10 protein-coding genes, 2 tRNA genes, 4 rRNA genes and 1 pseudogene are annotated in these 17,124 nt (G+C 38.4%); 2 read left to right on the top strand and 15 right to left on the bottom strand.

The window, feature by feature from the left end; genetic code table 11:
* Positions 1-88: ribosomal RNA gene (locus BST93_RS06845) — 16S ribosomal RNA — on the bottom strand; the annotation flags it as partial.
* Positions 89-537: 449 nt separating this feature from the next.
* Between BST93_RS06845 and BST93_RS06840 the strand changes: the two are divergent.
* Positions 538-1,089 (top strand): annotated as a pseudogene (locus tag BST93_RS06840) (PLP-dependent aminotransferase family protein); the annotation flags it as partial.
* A 131-nt stretch (positions 1,090-1,220) separates the two neighbouring features.
* Here the strand turns inward: BST93_RS06840 and rrf are convergent.
* The 14 genes from rrf to BST93_RS06770 all read right to left on the bottom strand — a co-directional run bounded on the left by rrf (position 1,221) and on the right by BST93_RS06770 (position 16,140).
* Positions 1,221-1,328, bottom strand: a 5S ribosomal RNA gene (rrf, locus tag BST93_RS06835).
* A 79-nt stretch (positions 1,329-1,407) separates the two neighbouring features.
* Positions 1,408-4,219, bottom strand: a 23S ribosomal RNA gene (locus BST93_RS06830).
* Between the two features lie 140 nt (positions 4,220-4,359).
* A tRNA-Ala gene (locus BST93_RS06825) sits at positions 4,360-4,433 on the bottom strand.
* Between the two features lie 133 nt (positions 4,434-4,566).
* Positions 4,567-4,640, bottom strand: a tRNA-Ile gene (locus BST93_RS06820).
* Positions 4,641-4,756: 116 nt separating this feature from the next.
* Positions 4,757-6,282, bottom strand: a 16S ribosomal RNA gene (locus BST93_RS06815).
* Between the two features lie 478 nt (positions 6,283-6,760).
* The gene (locus tag BST93_RS06810; RefSeq protein WP_105018560.1) at positions 6,761-8,095 is read right to left on the bottom strand and encodes an MATE family efflux transporter; all 1,335 of its coding nucleotides are present in this window, start codon (positions 8,093-8,095) and stop codon (positions 6,761-6,763) included.
* Between the two features lie 120 nt (positions 8,096-8,215).
* On the bottom strand, positions 8,216-9,100 hold the full coding sequence (locus tag BST93_RS06805) for a PPK2 family polyphosphate kinase (protein WP_105018559.1): 885 nt from the start codon (positions 9,098-9,100) through the stop codon (positions 8,216-8,218).
* Positions 9,100-10,263, bottom strand: a complete 1,164-nt coding sequence (locus BST93_RS06800) for a sigma-54-dependent transcriptional regulator (protein ID WP_105018558.1) — start codon at positions 10,261-10,263, stop codon at positions 9,100-9,102. Before BST93_RS06800 ends, BST93_RS06805 begins: the two co-directional genes overlap by 1 nt.
* Positions 10,263-11,150, bottom strand: a complete 888-nt coding sequence (locus tag BST93_RS06795; protein ID WP_244895670.1) for a DUF6268 family outer membrane beta-barrel protein — start codon at positions 11,148-11,150, stop codon at positions 10,263-10,265. Before BST93_RS06795 ends, BST93_RS06800 begins: the two co-directional genes overlap by 1 nt.
* Complete coding sequence (locus BST93_RS06790) at positions 11,131-12,012, bottom strand: mechanosensitive ion channel family protein (RefSeq protein WP_105018557.1); 882 nt, start codon at positions 12,010-12,012, stop codon at positions 11,131-11,133. Before BST93_RS06790 ends, BST93_RS06795 begins: the two co-directional genes overlap by 20 nt.
* A 4-nt stretch (positions 12,013-12,016) precedes the next feature.
* Complete coding sequence (locus BST93_RS06785) at positions 12,017-13,309, bottom strand: ABC transporter permease (RefSeq protein ID WP_105018556.1); 1,293 nt, start codon at positions 13,307-13,309, stop codon at positions 12,017-12,019.
* Positions 13,302-14,228, bottom strand: a complete 927-nt coding sequence (locus tag BST93_RS06780) for an ABC transporter ATP-binding protein (protein WP_105018555.1) — start codon at positions 14,226-14,228, stop codon at positions 13,302-13,304. The genes BST93_RS06785 and BST93_RS06780 overlap by 8 nt, the downstream gene beginning before the upstream one ends.
* A 225-nt stretch (positions 14,229-14,453) precedes the next feature.
* Positions 14,454-15,587, bottom strand: a complete 1,134-nt coding sequence (gene dnaJ / locus BST93_RS06775; RefSeq protein WP_105018554.1) for a molecular chaperone DnaJ — start codon at positions 15,585-15,587, stop codon at positions 14,454-14,456.
* Between the two features lies 1 nt (position 15,588).
* The gene (locus BST93_RS06770; protein WP_105018553.1) at positions 15,589-16,140 is read right to left on the bottom strand and encodes a nucleotide exchange factor GrpE; all 552 of its coding nucleotides are present in this window, start codon (positions 16,138-16,140) and stop codon (positions 15,589-15,591) included.
* Positions 16,141-16,397: 257 nt separating this feature from the next.
* On the opposite strand from BST93_RS06770, the gene BST93_RS06765 reads away from it, so the two are divergent.
* Positions 16,398-17,051 (top strand): YceI family protein, encoded by a 654-nt coding sequence (locus BST93_RS06765; RefSeq protein WP_042279062.1) that lies wholly within the window; start codon positions 16,398-16,400, stop codon positions 17,049-17,051.
* The last annotated feature ends 73 nt before the right edge of the window (positions 17,052-17,124 follow it).

The following is a 17,124-nucleotide window of genomic DNA, read 5'->3' as shown; positions in this document are numbered from 1 at the left end:
TAGCAAGCTATCTATGCTGCCCCTCGACTTGCATGTGTTAGGCCTGCCGCTAGCGTTCATCCTGAGCCAGGATCAAACTCTTCATCGTAGAATCTTTTAAAGATCATTTATTAGAATAACTCCAAAAACCTCTTTTAAGAACCCTCAATTAGCGTACATGTGTCTATTTTTATTTTCTTACCAATACTTGCCTTTGTATTAATCAATACAAAAACAGTATCGCTGTGCTGTCAATCATTATTTTCAATGAACTACTTCAAAATATCTAGACCGAAAATTTGATGCGAAATCCTCACAATCCGCTACAAATATTTCCAACCTTTTTGAAGAACTATCGCTTTATGTAAACATCATTGTTTCCCAAAGCGGGTGCAAATATACACACACTTTTTCTTACCAAACAAACTTTTACGACAAAAAATTTGAAAAAAATCACAACCCGTCCTCAAACACCTTCGAATCAATTACTTACAAAATGAAAAAATCAAAACTTTTTTAATCACAATATATAATCCGTTGTCTAGTCGTAAATAGAAATTTGATCAACGTTTGAAGAGCGGTAAATTGAAAAAGATGTCATCATTGTTAAACAGTGCTGTATTTCCTGGTAATCAAGGAGGTCCTTTAGAGCATATAATCGCTGCTAAAGCAGTGGCATTTAAAGAGGCACTCTCTGATGATTTTCTTCATTACATGGTTCAAGTAAAGAAAAATACACAAACACTCGCAAGTGCCTTAATCGATAAAGGGTTTAATATTATTTCTGATGGTACAGATAACCATATGATGTTAATCGATTTAAGAAACAAAGGCATTACGGGTAAAGACGCAGAAGAGCTTCTTGGTAAGATAGATATAACCGTAAATAAAAATATGGTGCCGTTTGACGACCAGTCACCGTTTATAACAAGTGGTATACGCATAGGAACTGCAGCTGTAACAACAAGAGGATTGAAAGAATATCAAATGAGTCTAATATCTCAATATATAAGTGACGCAATCACAAATAAAGACGATGAGAGTAAATTAAAATCTATAAAAGAACAAATCAATTTGATGATGAGCACATATTCTTTATTTCAACTCTAAAGAACATATTAATAGAATACAATAAAAGGCTGTTATTATTTATTTAATAACAGCCTTTTATTTAATTTATTTCTAATTAGAGAAAGTTTAGCACAACAAAAAACCCTTATCAAATTGATAAGGGTTTTAAAAGAAGGCGGCGACATACTCTCCCACAAATGCAGTACCATCTGCGCTAATGGGCTTAACTTCTCTGTTCGGAATGGTAAGAGGTGAGCCCCATTGCTATAACCACCTTAAAGGTTTCAGTTAAATTAAAATAATCCAACTGTATATGTTGACATTTTGAAAATTCAAAATCAATACAAGTAGATAGAGGTATCTAAGCTTACGGGTAATTAGTATCACTCGGCTATGACATTACTGCCTTTACACCTATGACCTATCAACGTGGTAGTCTCCCACGACCCTTTAAAGAAATCTCATCTTGTGATGGGTTTCGCGCTTATATGCTTTCAGCGCTTATCCCTTCCCGACGTAGCTACCCAGCAATGCCCCTGGCGGAACAACTGGTAGACCAGCGGTCAGTCCAACTCGGTCCTCTCGTACTAAAGTCAGATTCACTCAAATTTCTAGCGCCCACTACAGATAGAGACCGAACTGTCTCACGACGTTCTGAACCCAGCTCGCGTGCCACTTTAATGGGCGAACAGCCCAACCCTTGGGACCTTCTCCAGCCCCAGGATGTGACGAGCCGACATCGAGGTGCCAAACCCCCCCGTCGATGTGAGCTCTTGGGGAGATCAGCCTGTTATCCCCGGCGTACCTTTTATCCTTTGAGCGATGGCCCTTCCATGCGGAACCACCGGATCACTATGCTCTTGTTTCCAACCTGATCGACCTGTATGTCTCTCAGTCAAGCTTCCTTATGCCATTGCACTCTACGCACGGTTACCAAGCGTGCTGAGGAAACCTTTAGAAGCCTCCGTTACTCTTTTGGAGGCGACCACCCCAGTCAAACTACCCACCAAGCAATGTCCCCATTTCTGGGTTAGATTTCAAATAAGCAAAGGGTGGTATTTCAACAATGACTCCACAACGCCTGGCGACGTCACTTCATAGTCTCCCACCTATCCTACACATTACTTATCCAAAATCAATACTAAGCTATAGTAAAGGTGCACGGGGTCTTTTCGTCCCGTAGCGGGTAATCGGCATCTTCACCGATACTACAATTTCACCGAGCTCATGGCTGAGACAGTATCCAAATCGTTACACCATTCGTGCAGGTCGGAACTTACCCGACAAGGAATTTCGCTACCTTAGGACCGTTATAGTTACGGCCGCCGTTTACTGGGGCTTCAATTCAGATCTTCGCCGAAGCTAAACCCTCCTCTTAACCTTCCAGCACCGGGCAGGTGTCAGGCCCTATACTTCATCTTTCGATTTTGCAGAGCCCTGTGTTTTTGATAAACAGTCGCTTGGATCTTTTCACTGCGCCCTATTAAATAGGGGACCTTTCTCCCGAAGTTACAGGTCTATTTTGCCTAGTTCCTTAGCCATGAATCACTCGAGCACCTTAGAATTCTCATCCCAACCACCTGTGTCGGTTTACGGTACGGGCTGCTTCACTTGCTTTTCTTGGAAGTTGCTCCTCTGGATTATCCACGTAGCCGTAGCCTTGTGGTACTATCCCAACCTTAACAGTTGGTTCAACGTACATTTCCGTCAGTACGCACCAAATTCACACCTCCGTCACTTTTATTGTGAGCAGGTACAGGAATATTAACCTGTTATCCATCCACTTCCCCGTTCGGGTACGCGTTAGGACCCGACTAACCCTCAGCTGATTAGCATAGCTGAGGAAACCTTGGTCTTTCGGTGAGGGGGTTTCTCGCCCCTTTATCGTTACTTATGCCTACATTTTCGTTTCTAATCGTTCCAGCAAACCTCACAGTTCACCTTCAACACAATTAGAATGCTCTCCTACCACTCTCAATGGAGTCCATAGCTTCGGTAGTATGTTTATGCCCGATTATCATCCATGCCGTACCGCTCGACTAGTGAGCTGTTACGCACTCTTTAAATGAATGGCTGCTTCCAAGCCAACATCCTAGCTGTCTAAGCAGTACAACCTCGTTTTTTCAACTTAACATACATTTGGGGACCTTAGCTGATGGTCTGGGTTCTTTCCCTTTCGGACATGGACCTTAGCACCCATGCCCTCACTGCTGATCATCATTTTATAGCATTCGGAGTTTGTCAGGAATTGGTAGGCGGTGAAGCCCCCGCATCCAATCAGTAGCTCTACCTCTATAAAACTAAATCAACGCTGCACCTAAATGCATTTCGGAGAGTACGAGCTATTTCCGAGTTTGATTGGCCTTTCACCCCTACCCACAGGTCATCCGAAGACTTTTCAACGTCAACCGGTTCGGGCCTCCACTGTGTGTTACCACAGCTTCACCCTGCCCATGGGTAGATCACACGGTTTCGCGTCTACCACTACTAACTATAGCGCCCTATTCAGACTCGCTTTCGCTACGGCTCCGTGTCTGAAACACTTAACCTTGCTAGCAACGGTAACTCGTAGGCTCATTATGCAAAAGGCACGCCGTCACCCGAAGGCTCCGACCGCTTGTAAGCGTATGGTTTCAGGTTCTTTTTCACTCCCTTATTCAGGGTTCTTTTCACCTTTCCCTCACGGTACTGGTTCACTATCGGTCTCTCAGGAGTATTTAGCCTTAGCGGATGGTCCCGCTAGATTCATACAGGGTTTCCCGTGCCCCGCACTACTCAGGATACTACTATCAATAACTAAAATTACCAATACAGGGCTATCACCTTCTTTGGCTCCTCTTTCCAAAGGATTCTTATTCTTTTAGCATCAAATATTGTAGTCCTACAACCCCAATTAGGCCGTAACCTAATTGGTTTGGGCTTTTCCGCGTTCGCTCGCCACTACTGACGGAATCACTATTGTTTTCTCTTCCTCCGGCTACTTAGATGTTTCAGTTCACCGGGTTTGCTCCATTACTGGTGACATGTCTTCAACATGCCGGGTTGCCCCATTCGGAAATCTGCGGATCACATCGTATGTGCCAATCCCCGCAGCTTATCGCAGCTTATCACGTCCTTCATCGCCTCTGAGAGCCTAGGCATCCCCCATACGCCCTTATTTGCTTATGATACCTATTACTATACAACGATATATAGTAATATTATTTTTTCTATCTTGTATTAATCCTAATTAATATTAGAACTAATGCTCGTTTTGATCTTTTCAAAATGTCAATGAACGTTTAATGATTAATCTCTACTAATCATTCGTGGAGAATATCGGAGTCGAACCGATGACCTCCTGCGTGCAAGGCAGGCGCTCTAGCCAGCTGAGCTAATTCCCCATGACGAATCCTAAATACTGAATTTAGAATATCGAATTTAGAATCCTCAACCTCTAGAATTTCCATTAAAATTCTATAAATGAACTTTATCTCTTAGCTATAATTATCTACTCAATAACTACCTAAGACATCGTAGTCTCAGGCAGACTCGAACTGCCGACCTCTACATTATCAGTGTAGCGCTCTAACCAGCTGAGCTATGAGACTGAGTGTCTTGCGACTATTTCTTGATTGACTTGCTTTTTAAAATAAACACACACTAATTGAGTGTTAAAGGTCTTGAAACTATCCCTTGTTTCGTTCCATTATTTCAGGAACTCCAGAAAGGAGGTGTTCCAGCCGCACCTTCCGGTACGGCTACCTTGTTACGACTTAGCCCCAGTTACTAGTTTTACCCTAGGCAGCTCCTTTCGGTCACCGACTTCAGGCACCCCCAGCTTCCATGGCTTGACGGGCGGTGTGTACAAGGCCCGGGAACGTATTCACCGCATCATGGCTGATATGCGATTACTAGCGATTCCAGCTTCACGCAGTCGAGTTGCAGACTGCGATCCGAACTGAGATAGGGTTTGTAGATTCGCTCCTTCTCGCGAAGTGGCTGCTCTCTGTCCCTACCATTGTAGCACGTGTGTAGCCCAGGACGTAAGGGCCGTGATGATTTGACGTCATCCCCACCTTCCTCACGGTTTGCACCGGCAGTCTCTCTAGAGTCCCCACCATTATGTGCTGGCAACTAGAAATAGGGGTTGCGCTCGTTATAGGACTTAACCTGACACCTCACGGCACGAGCTGACGACAACCATGCAGCACCTTGCAATATGTCCGAAGAAAAATCTGTTTCCAAATCTGTCATACTGCATTTAAGCCCTGGTAAGGTTCCTCGCGTATCATCGAATTAAACCACATGCTCCACCGCTTGTGCGGGCCCCCGTCAATTCCTTTGAGTTTCATTCTTGCGAACGTACTCCCCAGGTGGGTTACTTATCACTTTCGCTTGGCCACTCAGATCTCAATCGATCCAAACAGCTAGTAACCATCGTTTACGGCGTGGACTACCAGGGTATCTAATCCTGTTCGCTCCCCACGCTTTCGTCCATCAGCGTCAATATATTGTTAGTGATCTGCCTTCGCAATCGGTATTCTATGTAATATCTAAGCATTTCACCGCTACACTACATATTCTAACCACTTCACAATAATTCAAGATAACCAGTATCAATGGCAGTGCCGGAGTTGAGCCCCTGCATTTCACCACTGACTTAATTACCCGCCTACGGACCCTTTAAACCCAATGATTCCGGATAACGCTTGCACCCTCCGTATTACCGCGGCTGCTGGCACGGAGTTAGCCGGTGCTTATTCTTACGGTACCGTCAAACAATCACACGTGACTGTATTTCTTCCCGTACAAAAGTAGTTTACAACCCATAGGGCCGTCTTCCTACACGCGGCATGGCTGGATCAGAGTTGCCTCCATTGTCCAATATTCCTCACTGCTGCCTCCCGTAGGAGTCTGGTCCGTGTCTCAGTACCAGTGTGGGGGATCTCCCTCTCAGGACCCCTACCTATCGTTGCCATGGTGAGCCGTTACCTCACCATCTAGCTAATAGGACGCATACCCATCTATTACCGTAACCTTTAATTATTAAATGATGCCATCTTATAATACTATGAGGTATTAATCCAAATTTCTTCGGGCTATCCCTCAGTAATAGGTAGGTTGTATACGCGTTACGCACCCGTGCGCCGGTCGCCATCAGATAGCAAGCTATCTATGCTGCCCCTCGACTTGCATGTGTTAGGCCTGCCGCTAGCGTTCATCCTGAGCCAGGATCAAACTCTTCATCGTAGAATCTTTTAAAGATCATTTATTAGAATAACTCCAAAAACCTCTTTTAAGAACCCTCAATTAGCGTACATGTGTCTATTTTTATTTTCTTACCAATACTTGCCTTTGTATTAATCAATACAAAAACAGTATCGCTGTGCTGTCAATCATTATTTTCAATGAACTACTTCAAAATATCTAGACCGAAAATTTGATGCGAAATCCTCACAATCCGCTACAAATATTTCCAACCTTTTTGAAGAACTATCGCTTTATGTAAACATCATTGTTTCCCAAAGCGGGTGCAAATATACACACACTTTTTCTTACCAAACAAACTTTTGCGACAAAAAAAATGAAAAAAATTACAACCCATCCTTAAACACCTTCAAATCACTTACTTACAAAATGAAAAAATCAAAACTTTTTTAATCACAATATATAATCCCTTATCTATTCGTAAATAGACATAATACTTGTACTTTTAAGAAACTTAAAACTACATTGCAATCCTTCTCACTAAATACTTATATCTGAAAAACATCATAGTTGCCGATGATGTTAACGCAATTAATAAGGCTACCCATATACCCATTGAAGATAAATAAGTGTGTAGCCCCAAGTAATACGCCAAAGGAAATCCAATGCACCAATAACTTATAAGGCAAAATAAACTAGGATACCAAACATCATGCAATCCACGCAATAATCCTAAAAGGAAAACTTGTATTCCGTCACTAACCTGAAAAATTGCTGCTATTAGCAATAAATGTGAGGCTATCTGTATAACCTCTGTATCGTTTATATAAATCCAAGGCAGGTAATTTCTTCCGATGAAGAATAAACACATGAATAGGATCTCAATTACTAGAACCATAAAAAATAAGCTTTTTACAATTTGCTTCATGTAAGCGAAATTTCTTTTCCCTAGTTGGTTTCCTACTCGAATAGTAGCTGTAACTCCTAATCCTATACCGAACATAAATGTTAATGCAGATAAATTCAATGCAATTTGATTTGCAGCCTGATGTTTTGTTCCCAACATACCAGATAAAAATATTGCTCCTGTAAAAAGAGACACTTCAAACAACATTTGCAATGCAGTGGGGAATCCTAACGATAAGATTTTAGTGATATTGGTCTTAGATATAAATATTGGACCCTTGAATTGTTGGTGTAGACTCGGTTTTCGCGAAAGCGAAATATAAATTATTATCACCATGATTATTCTAGATACTAAAGTACCCCATGCTGCACCTACTAATCCTAATTTTGGAAAACCAAACTCTCCATAAATTAATAGATAGTTCAACATTACGTTTATCACGTTTGCAATAATTGCAGCGTTCATTGCATGTTTAGTAAGACTCAACCCATCAGAAAATTGCTTGAAGGCCTGAAATAACATTAATGGCACCATGGATATAGAGACAATATGCATGTACGGAATCGCGAGTTCAACAACTTCTGCTGGTTGATCCATGTAAAATAATAGAGGTTCTGCCACTATAAGTAATGTAGTGAGTAATATTCCCATAATAAAGGATAGGAACACTCCGTTGTCTAGAATCCTTTTAACCTTGGTCCAATTTTCCTGACCTTGTGCTGTAGATACTAATGGCGTTATAGCGAAGGAGAACCCAATACCAATACTTAATGCAATATAGATAAGGGTGTTTCCCAAGGATACTGCTGCAAGAGGAGCATCTCCCAGTTTACCTACCATAACATTATCAGCCAACGCTACTAATAAATGAGCTACCTGTCCTAAAACTATAGGATAGGCAATTTTGTAATTAGTAAAAAATTCTTGTTTATATGATACTAGGTTCACGCCAGATTTTTTGTGATTAAGGCGCCAAAACTAAACAATCAAATGCTCACGATAACATATTGGGGTACTTTTGTCACATCAATAGAATTAAAAAATTCAAGGTTAGAATGTAACTAGAATTTATTCCTCGTTTTCTAATTGGCTGATATAACTCTGAATATTAGCTGCTTTATCCAAGTCTAATTTAGGTGGTTGTATCTCACTAAATTGTTGCAGTGTTTGATTCAAAACCTCAGCAACTATTAATCTTGCCATTGGTTTATTGTCTGACGGCACTACATACCACGGTGCGTATGTTGTCGAAGTATTTTTTATAGCGTCTTGATAACAATCCATATATTTACCCCAAAGTTTCCTCTCTGCTAGATCTCCATCGGAAAACTTCCAGTTTTTTTCTGGTATGTGCAATCTCCTTAATAAGCGATTTTTTTGTTCTTGCTTGCTGATATTCAAAAAGAACTTAAATATAAAGGTGCCATTTTGCGTAAGTTCTTTTTCGAAATTGTTGATTTGTTCAAATCGCATACTCCAAAAATCAGAATTAGCATCGCTAGGATCATTAAAATCAGGGAGATTTTCTTCCATCAGGTATTCTGGATGTACTCTAGTCACTAACACATTTTCATAATGTGTTCTATTAAAAATTCCAAAATGACCTTTTGAAGGTAAAGCTATATAGTGACGCCATAAGTATCCATGTGAACGTTCTAAATCGGTAGGTACTTTAAAACTATAATGTTCAACACCTCTCACATTAAAGTCTTTAAAAACTTCTCTTACTAAGCTATCCTTTCCTGCCGTATCCATACCTTGAAAACAGACCAGTACAGCGTGTTTGTCATGGGCATACATTCTAGCCTGGAAATGTGCTAATTCTCTTCTAACCTTAGCTAGCCTTTTTTTTGCCTCTTTTTTTTCTAAAATATCTAAAGGTAAGGTAGGATGAGATGACAGGTTAAAAGTAGAGTCAACTTTAAAATCTGATGGCGTTACGTTGAATTCCATTATTTACTTGCAAATAGTTTGACATCATTTTCACTAATCTCTTCTCCTCCTAATATGATTAGTCGTTCCACTACATTACGTAATTCTCTAATATTTCCCGTCCAATCATATTCTTGCAATAATTTAATTGCATTAGCATGAAACTCTTTTCTTGAACCACCTTGTTCCTGAGCTATTTTTTGTGCAAAGTGCTCTACCAATAAGGGTATATCATCACGTCGTTCATTCAGTGATGGAACGTTTATTAAAATCACAGCGAGTCTATGATATAGATCTTCTCTAAATCTTTTTTCTTCAATTTCTTTTTTTAGATCCTTATTTGTAGCTGCAAGAATTCTCACATTTACCTGTATATCCTTATCACTACCTACTCGTTGAATTCTATTTTCTTGTAACGCTCGTAAAACTTTGGCTTGAGCAGGCAATGACATATCACCTATTTCATCGAGAAAAATGGTTCCGCCATTTGCGGCTTCAAATTTTCCTGCACGATCTTTATTTGCTCCAGTAAAGCTACCTTTAACATGACCAAAGAGCTCACTTTCTATGAGTTCACTAGGAATAGCGGCACAATTAACTTCAATGAATGGCTTTTTTGAACGATCACTTTTTTCATGTAACCAGTGAGCCACAAGTTCTTTACCTGTACCATTCCCACCGGTTATTAAGACCCGGGCATCTGTAGGAGCTACTTTCTCAATAATATTTTTGATTATTGAAATTAATTCACTCTCACCAATCATCTCGTAATTCTTACTTACCTTTTTCTTTAGTCGCTTATTTTCTACGACTAGAGTTTTACGATCTAAGGCGTTGCGCACAGTATTCAACAGCCTATTTAAATCTGGTGGTTTTGAAATGTAATCAAAAGCTCCTAATCTCATAGTTTGAACAGCAGTATCTAAATCGCCATGTCCAGAAATCATTACTACAGGAGTTTCGGGCTTTATTTTTTGAACAGCTTCCAAAACCTCTACTCCATCCATTTTGGGCATTTTTATATCACAAAGTACCAGATCATAATCGTTGTCCTTTATAAGGTCCATACCTGCAAGACCATCCTCGGCTTCAGTGATTTTGTAATTCTTATCCTCTTCACTTAATATTTTACCCAGCACTCTTCTAATTGCGCTTTCATCTTCTATAATAAGTATTTGTGCCATTAAATTTGAAATTTTATACCTGCTCTAGAATAAAATGTATTGCTGCTATTAATAGTGCGCACATCTTCTCCATCTGCATCTCTTAATCTTATATCGTTAAAGATAGTGTATCCTGCATATACATAAAATGAAATATGCTTTGTTAAGTTATATGTATAACCTGGTCCCATCATGGCAGTTGTCATACTTATATTATCAGCAACTCCATTAATTGTGTTTACGTCGTTTTGAATATTAGCATAAAAACCATCTAATCTTGCATATAATTGTACACTATGTTGATCATTAAATCTATATCTTAAATTCATTTTGGGAGCTCCTATACTATAGCTCCAATCTGTTGCAAACTCTCTGTAATAATTTACGTAAGGTAATGGGAATGGTCGACCAACCGTTGTTGAGTACTGCACACCTAATACAAGTCGCCATGGTTTTCCACCATCTGTTCTTTTTTTCATGTCCTTGATGAAGTAAGCACTTCCTGTAAAAAACAAATCTTCACTTATTGGCTTTGCCTCATCAAAATTTGATGCTGCTAATAAACCTACCCTTGCACCAAATCTCCAATTATTCTCCATAGGAAATGTGTATCCTAGGGCAACTTCAATACTTTCATACCTATCAGTCTTAAGTTGTCTAAATCGTTCATCATCTCTTATTAGTAAGTGAACGTTCCTATATTCTATGAAAGGAACTAGATAAGATTGCTCTTTTACTTTCAATGGAACATTGACAAAGGTTCTAAATCTCCTAAAGCTATTATCACTATCACTTTGTGGGAAATACGTAAATTCTGTTCTAAATAGATCAGTTGCTTGTGAGTTCGCTTTCGCGAAAGCGAGAACAACAATTATCAGTATTAATATTTTAATCAGTTTTTTCATCATCTTTTTTCCATGTGATATTAGAAGATACTAGGTGTAAATCTCGTTGAGGGAACGGTATTGATATCTTGTTTTCTCTAAAAGCTTTGTCAATTTCAAAACGCAGACTACTCTTAATTTTAGGATCGGTAAAAGCATCGCGTACGTAAAAAAACAGTTCAAAATCTAAAGAACTATCTCCAAAATTTTGAAATAGAACCATGGGTTCTGGACTTTTAAGCACTCCTTTTTGATTATTCGCAACCTCGAGTAGTATTTTTTCTACTAGTCGTGTATCACTTCCATAGGCTACTCCTACTCCTACCTTTTCTCTTGTTTTTGCATGATTTTGTGTGTAATTAAAAACAATGTCCGAGAGAAATAAGTGATTAGGTATAATCAATACTTTATCGTCTCTTGTGATGGCTCTCGTACTTCTTAATTTGATTTCAAAAACACGACCTACCTTATCATCTACTTCTATGATGTCATTAACCAGAACCGATTTATCCACGATAATTGTTATACCTGCTATGATATCCTTGAAGAAGTCCTGTAAAGCAAATCCAATCCCGACGAATAACGCGGCACTGGCTGTAAGTAATGCCGTAATATCTGCTCCAGAACTATTCAGTATAACCAAGATAACAATGATGTAAACCAGATAGTTAAAAAACCTGAAAATACTATCAAATTTTAGTTTGTCACTGTGATCCATTTTACGAGTAAGAATTTTTTTCAATACTCTTAAGAGGACCTTGGTTGCAAGTAAAGCAACAATGGCAAGAATCACCATCCATGTGTCTAAATGAAAATCGCCCTTTTCCTTTGCTTCAATTATTTGATAGGTCAAAAAATCTTTAATGGATTGCCAGTCTAATTTCATCTTGTTAGTACTTTAACCACTTATATAATTGTTTCCAACTCGTCTTTTTGCCATACATTAAAATACCTACACGGTATATTTTGGCAGCTATATAGGTAACTCCTATTATACTTGCATATAGCAAGCTTACACTTATAAGAATTTCCCACCAAGTTATCTCTCCAAAAGGAATCCTCATTAACATAACGATGGGACTGGTTAAAGGTATATAACTAAATGTAACGGCAACCGTACCGTGTGGATTATCTATAACCGAGAAAAAACCTACATATATGGATAGCATTAATGGTAAAATGATAGGAAGCATAAATTGCTGTGTATCTGTCTCACTATCTACAGCTGCACCTATAGCAGTATATATACTAGCGTATAAAAAATATCCTCCTATGAAATAGACGAAAAAGAGGAAAATCAATTGTCCTATTGGTAATTTTAAAATGTCATTGACAAAAGCTTGGGCTTCACTAGCTGTTTGAACTTGATTAACGAGTTGCTCGTTAGCTGGGTTTTGAAGAGCATCTGGTCCCAAAACGACTGACAAAACAATTGCCAGCGTTCCACCTAAAACCACCCAAATAAGAAATTGAGTAATTCCCGCCAGTGACGTTCCTGTTATCTTACCCAACATAAGATATATAGGTTTAACACTGCTCACTATAATTTCTACAATACGATTTGTTTTTTCCTCAATTACAGACCGCATGAGCATGTTACCATATATTATGATGAACATCATTAATAAATATCCTGCTGCTCCACCTGCAGCAATTTTAATCCATCCTGCTTCCTTACTGGTCGTATCGCCATCAAATGTTTGTAACTGCAACTGCTTTTTTACAGTTGCTGCTTGTAAAATGCTAGGTTGAATATTGTTTTCTAATAATTTATACTCAGTGGCTTTTTTGTTTATGGCATTCTCTATTCTTTCTATAAAACCTGAAGATGGATTGTCCTTTGAATAAAAAGTCAAATTTTCGACTTCATTGTCAACACCATATATGTGTATCAATCCATAATAGCCTGCCTCTTTAGTAGCAGTTATGGCTTGATCGATCTGATTATCAACTCGAACAAATTTGAAGTTGCTATAATCTTCAAACAAATCTACATAGGACGCACCAGTCTCATCAAGTATTGCTACAGTCCTAGAATCTTCTCTATTCAAATTTGTGAGCCAACCTATAAGCACAGCTACACCGATGAATATCATAGGACTTACAAAGGTCATTATTATAAAGGTCCTATTACGAACCTTTGTCAAGTATTCTCTTTTAATTATTAAACCTAGTTTACTCATTGCAACCTACGTTTTTAATAAATATATCGTTTATGCTAGGTATAATTTCACTGAAATGAGTTACTTCACCCAATTGGGTTAATCTATTGAAAACCTCATTTATAGAAACTTCTTTTTGTAAATGAATTTTAAAATCAACTGTATTATCTAGTCCTTTGATATCGGTTGATTGTGCTTGCCACTCAACTGGAAGTTCTTTTAACCATGAATCTGTTTCACTTAAAATACTTATTTGATAATCGTTGTTACGATACTCTTGTTTTACACGGTTAATTGGGCCTTCCAAAACCAAATTTGATTTGTTAATTAAAGCAATATGATCACACATTTCTTCCACACTTTCCATTCTATGAGTAGAAAAAATAATAGTAGCACCTTGATCTCTTAGATATAGGATTTCATCCTTTATTAGGTTGGCGTTTACTGGGTCAAATCCTGAAAACGGTTCATCAAAGATTAATAGCTTAGGTTGGTGTAAAACAGTCACAATAAATTGAACTTTTTGGGCCATACCCTTTGAAAGTTCTTGCAGTTTTTTATTCCACCATCCTTGCATACCTAATCTTTCAAACCAAAACTCCAGTCGTTGCTTAGCCTCTTTTTTAGACAGACCTTTTAATTGGGCTAGGTACAAGCATTGCTCGCCTACTTTCATGCTTTTATACAAACCACGCTCTTCAGGCATGTATCCAATTTGTGCAATATGATTTGGTGCTAGTGGTTCACCATTCAATAACACACTACCTTTATCAGGCATTGTAATTTGATTGATAATTCTAATAAGAGAAGTTTTACCTGCACCGTTTGGACCTAATAATCCATATATAGATCCTTCTGGAACTTTTATGGTCAAATTATTCAATGCAGTATAATCGCCATATTGTTTTGTTATGTTTTCTGCTTGTAATGCGTATCCCATATTCAATAATGAAACACGCAAGTTAACAATATAGGCCGTGGTATAAAGTATTTTAGATATATTTAATAGGAATGATTTATTTAAAGGTAGGTTAAGCCATAAAAAAAACCCACCTCTTTTGACAAAGAGGTGGGAAAAATTGCTATGAAAAAGAAAAATAACAACTGGTGTTGAAACCAATTGTTATTTCAAATATAGAACTTTTTTCTAATTCATTAAGTTTTTTTAAGAAAACATGTCTTTTACCTTTTCAAAAAATGATTTATCCGACTTCTCAGGAGCTGGTTCAAAGTTTGAATCGGCCATCATATTTTCAAAAAACTCTTTCTGCTCACGAGTTAAGTTACGTGGTGTCCAGACGTTTACATGAACAAGTAAATCGCCAGTTCCATAACCATTTAAGCTAGGCATCCCTTTTCCACGTAATCTTAAAATTTTTCCACTTTGAATTCCAGATTCTATCGGAATTCTGACTTTTCCTGTAACCGTTTGAATTTCTTTAGAGGTTCCTAATACAGCTTCTGGAACACTTATATATAGGTCATAGTGTAAATTATTTCCTTCTCGTTGTAGTGATTCATGAGGTTTAACTTCAATATCAACTAGTAGGTCTCCACTCACACCATTTCCTGGTGCATCGTTCCCTTTACCACCTACCTTTAATCGCATGTCACTTTCAACACCAGCAGGAATTTGAATAGTCACTAACTCCTCATCTACTATGAGACCTTGAGAGTCTGCACCATTAGGTTTTTTGTCCAAGATTTGACCTGATCCACCACAGGTGCTACAAGGAGCGCTAGTTTGCATTCTTCCAAGAATCGTGTTTTGAATACGAGTAACTTGTCCGCTACCGTTACAAGTGCCACAAGTTTTATAAGAAACTCCTGCCGCTTGTTTTTTACGTTTAACCTTAACCTTTTTATCTACTCCATTTGCAGCTTCTTCCAGGGTAAGGGATACTCTTATTCGCAGGTCTTTACCTTTAACTCTGCGGCGTCCGCCGCCGCCACCGAATCCTCCAAACCCAGAAAAGCCACCACCAGCACCGCCGAATATATCGCCAAACTGACTAAAGATATCATCCATATCCATGCCGCCAAAACCACCAGAGCCACCTCCAAAACCGCCAGCGCCACTCGTATATGCCTGATGACCTAGTTGATCATATCTAGCTTTTTTCTGAGGATCGCTCAAGGTTTCATAAGCCTCGGCTGCTTTTTTAAACATTTCTTCTGCCTCTGCATCACCAGGATTCTTATCTGGATGGTATTTAACCGCTTTTTTACGATATGCTTTCTTAATCTCTGCAGCACTCGCATTGCGATCTATACCTAATACTTCATAAAAATCTGCCATATTATTTTCCTATAACCACTTTTGGGTAACGTATCACTTTGTCACCTAGTTTATATCCTTTTTCTATTACGTCGATGATTTTACCTTTCATATCATCATTAGGAGCTGGAATTTGTGTAACAGCCTCGTGATCGTCTGCATTAAAAGTATCTCCAGCCTCAACCTCAACCTCTTCTAGGTTTTTTGATTTTAATGTATTGCGCAGCTTGTTGCTTATAAGTGTAACACCTGCGGTAAGTTGTTCATCATCAGACTTATTGATTTCTACAAGTGCTCTATCAAAATCATCTAATACCGGTAACATATCCTTTAAAATGCCTTCACCGGCTGTTTTAAATAACTCTACACGTTCTTTGGCTGTGCGACGTTTATAGTTTTCAAATTCTGCAAACAACCTTAAGTAGCGGTCTTTTTCTGCTTGTAATTCCTCTTGAACTTTTTCCAGTTCAGTTTTTTCCTCACTATGATCTTGCTCTTGAGCAACATCTTGTTCTTCAGTATTATGCAACACCTCTTGCTCTACTTCTTCTTGTTGTTGTTTATCTTTTGCCATGTTAAACTGGTCTTTTATTTTCTTGTAAAACTTCAATTTTTTCTAATATGTCGATGTATGAGAATTGATAGTTTGAATTTGTACGCTTTCGCGAAAGCGTAATTATCAACAACAATGCACAAACATCATCGCGCGTGAAGGAGCAAAATTACTGCCATCTAGTGGAACGATGTCAAAATGTCACAGGATTTTTTAATAAACCTTTAACCTGTTTAATTGTAGGTACATGTAATTTTACAACAACTTAAATTCAAATTATGAAAACGTCATTTATAAAATTCGCTAGTCTAGCACTTTTATTAGTAGGTGCAGTAGCTTGCAAAGAAAACAAAAACGAGGTAGATGCTACTGAAGAAAAAGAAGTTGCTGAAGCAACTGTAGAAGCTGTAACATACACGATTGATACAGAAGCATCAAACATTGCATGGGTAGGTTCAAAACCAACCGAAGATCACACAGGAAACATCTCACTTAAAAGTGGAATGGTTAAAGTAAACGGTGAAACTTTAGAAAGCGGTGAGTTTGTAATCGACATGACCTCTATCGAGGTAACAGATCTTGAAGGTGACAAAGCTGCAAGTCTAAAAGCTCACCTAGAAGGAACTGTAGAAGACCAACAGACTGACTTTTTTAATACACCAGAATATCCTACGGCAAAATTTGTTGTAACTGGAATTGAAGGTTCTACTTTATCTGGAAACCTTACTCTAAAAGATGTTACTAAAAATGTATCATTCCCTGTTACTGTAAAATATGAAGGTGATAAAATGATGTTAGACTCTGAAGAGTTTACTATTAACAGAACAGATTGGGGAATTAAATACGGATCTGGGACATTTTTTGACATAGCTGCTAATAAAGCAATTAGTGATGACATTAAATTAACTGTAAATTTAGTAGGAACTAAATAAGCAAAAGTTTTTTGATAATTGATCAAAGACCTATGAGTTCAAACCTCATAGGTCTTTTTTATTTTTGCTTACA

It is taken from the genome of Nonlabens tegetincola (assembly GCF_002954355.1).
Lineage (GTDB): Bacteria > Bacteroidota > Bacteroidia > Flavobacteriales > Flavobacteriaceae > Nonlabens > Nonlabens tegetincola.
The sequence above is the reverse complement of the archived record's forward strand: the minus strand, read 5'-3'. Positions and strand labels throughout refer to the sequence as shown.

Excerpts from the sequence above, each read along its gene's own strand:
- BST93_RS06805 (WP_105018559.1), bottom strand. The coding sequence starts at position 9,100 with ATGGAATTCAACGTAACGCCATCAGATTTTAAAGTTGACTCTACTTTT.
- BST93_RS06800 (WP_105018558.1), bottom strand. The coding sequence starts at position 10,263 with ATGGCACAAATACTTATTATAGAAGATGAAAGCGCAATTAGAAGAGTG.
- BST93_RS06795 (WP_244895670.1), bottom strand. The coding sequence starts at position 11,150 with ATGATGAAAAAACTGATTAAAATATTAATACTGATAATTGTTGTTCTC.
- BST93_RS06790 (WP_105018557.1), bottom strand. The coding sequence starts at position 12,012 with ATGAAATTAGACTGGCAATCCATTAAAGATTTTTTGACCTATCAAATA.
- BST93_RS06785 (WP_105018556.1), bottom strand. The coding sequence starts at position 13,309 with ATGAGTAAACTAGGTTTAATAATTAAAAGAGAATACTTGACAAAGGTT.
- BST93_RS06780 (WP_105018555.1), bottom strand. The coding sequence starts at position 14,228 with ATGGGATACGCATTACAAGCAGAAAACATAACAAAACAATATGGCGAT.
- dnaJ (WP_105018554.1), bottom strand. The coding sequence starts at position 15,587 with ATGGCAGATTTTTATGAAGTATTAGGTATAGATCGCAATGCGAGTGCT.
- BST93_RS06770 (WP_105018553.1), bottom strand. The coding sequence starts at position 16,140 with ATGGCAAAAGATAAACAACAACAAGAAGAAGTAGAGCAAGAGGTGTTG.
- BST93_RS06765 (WP_042279062.1), top strand. The coding sequence starts at position 16,398 with ATGAAAACGTCATTTATAAAATTCGCTAGTCTAGCACTTTTATTAGTA.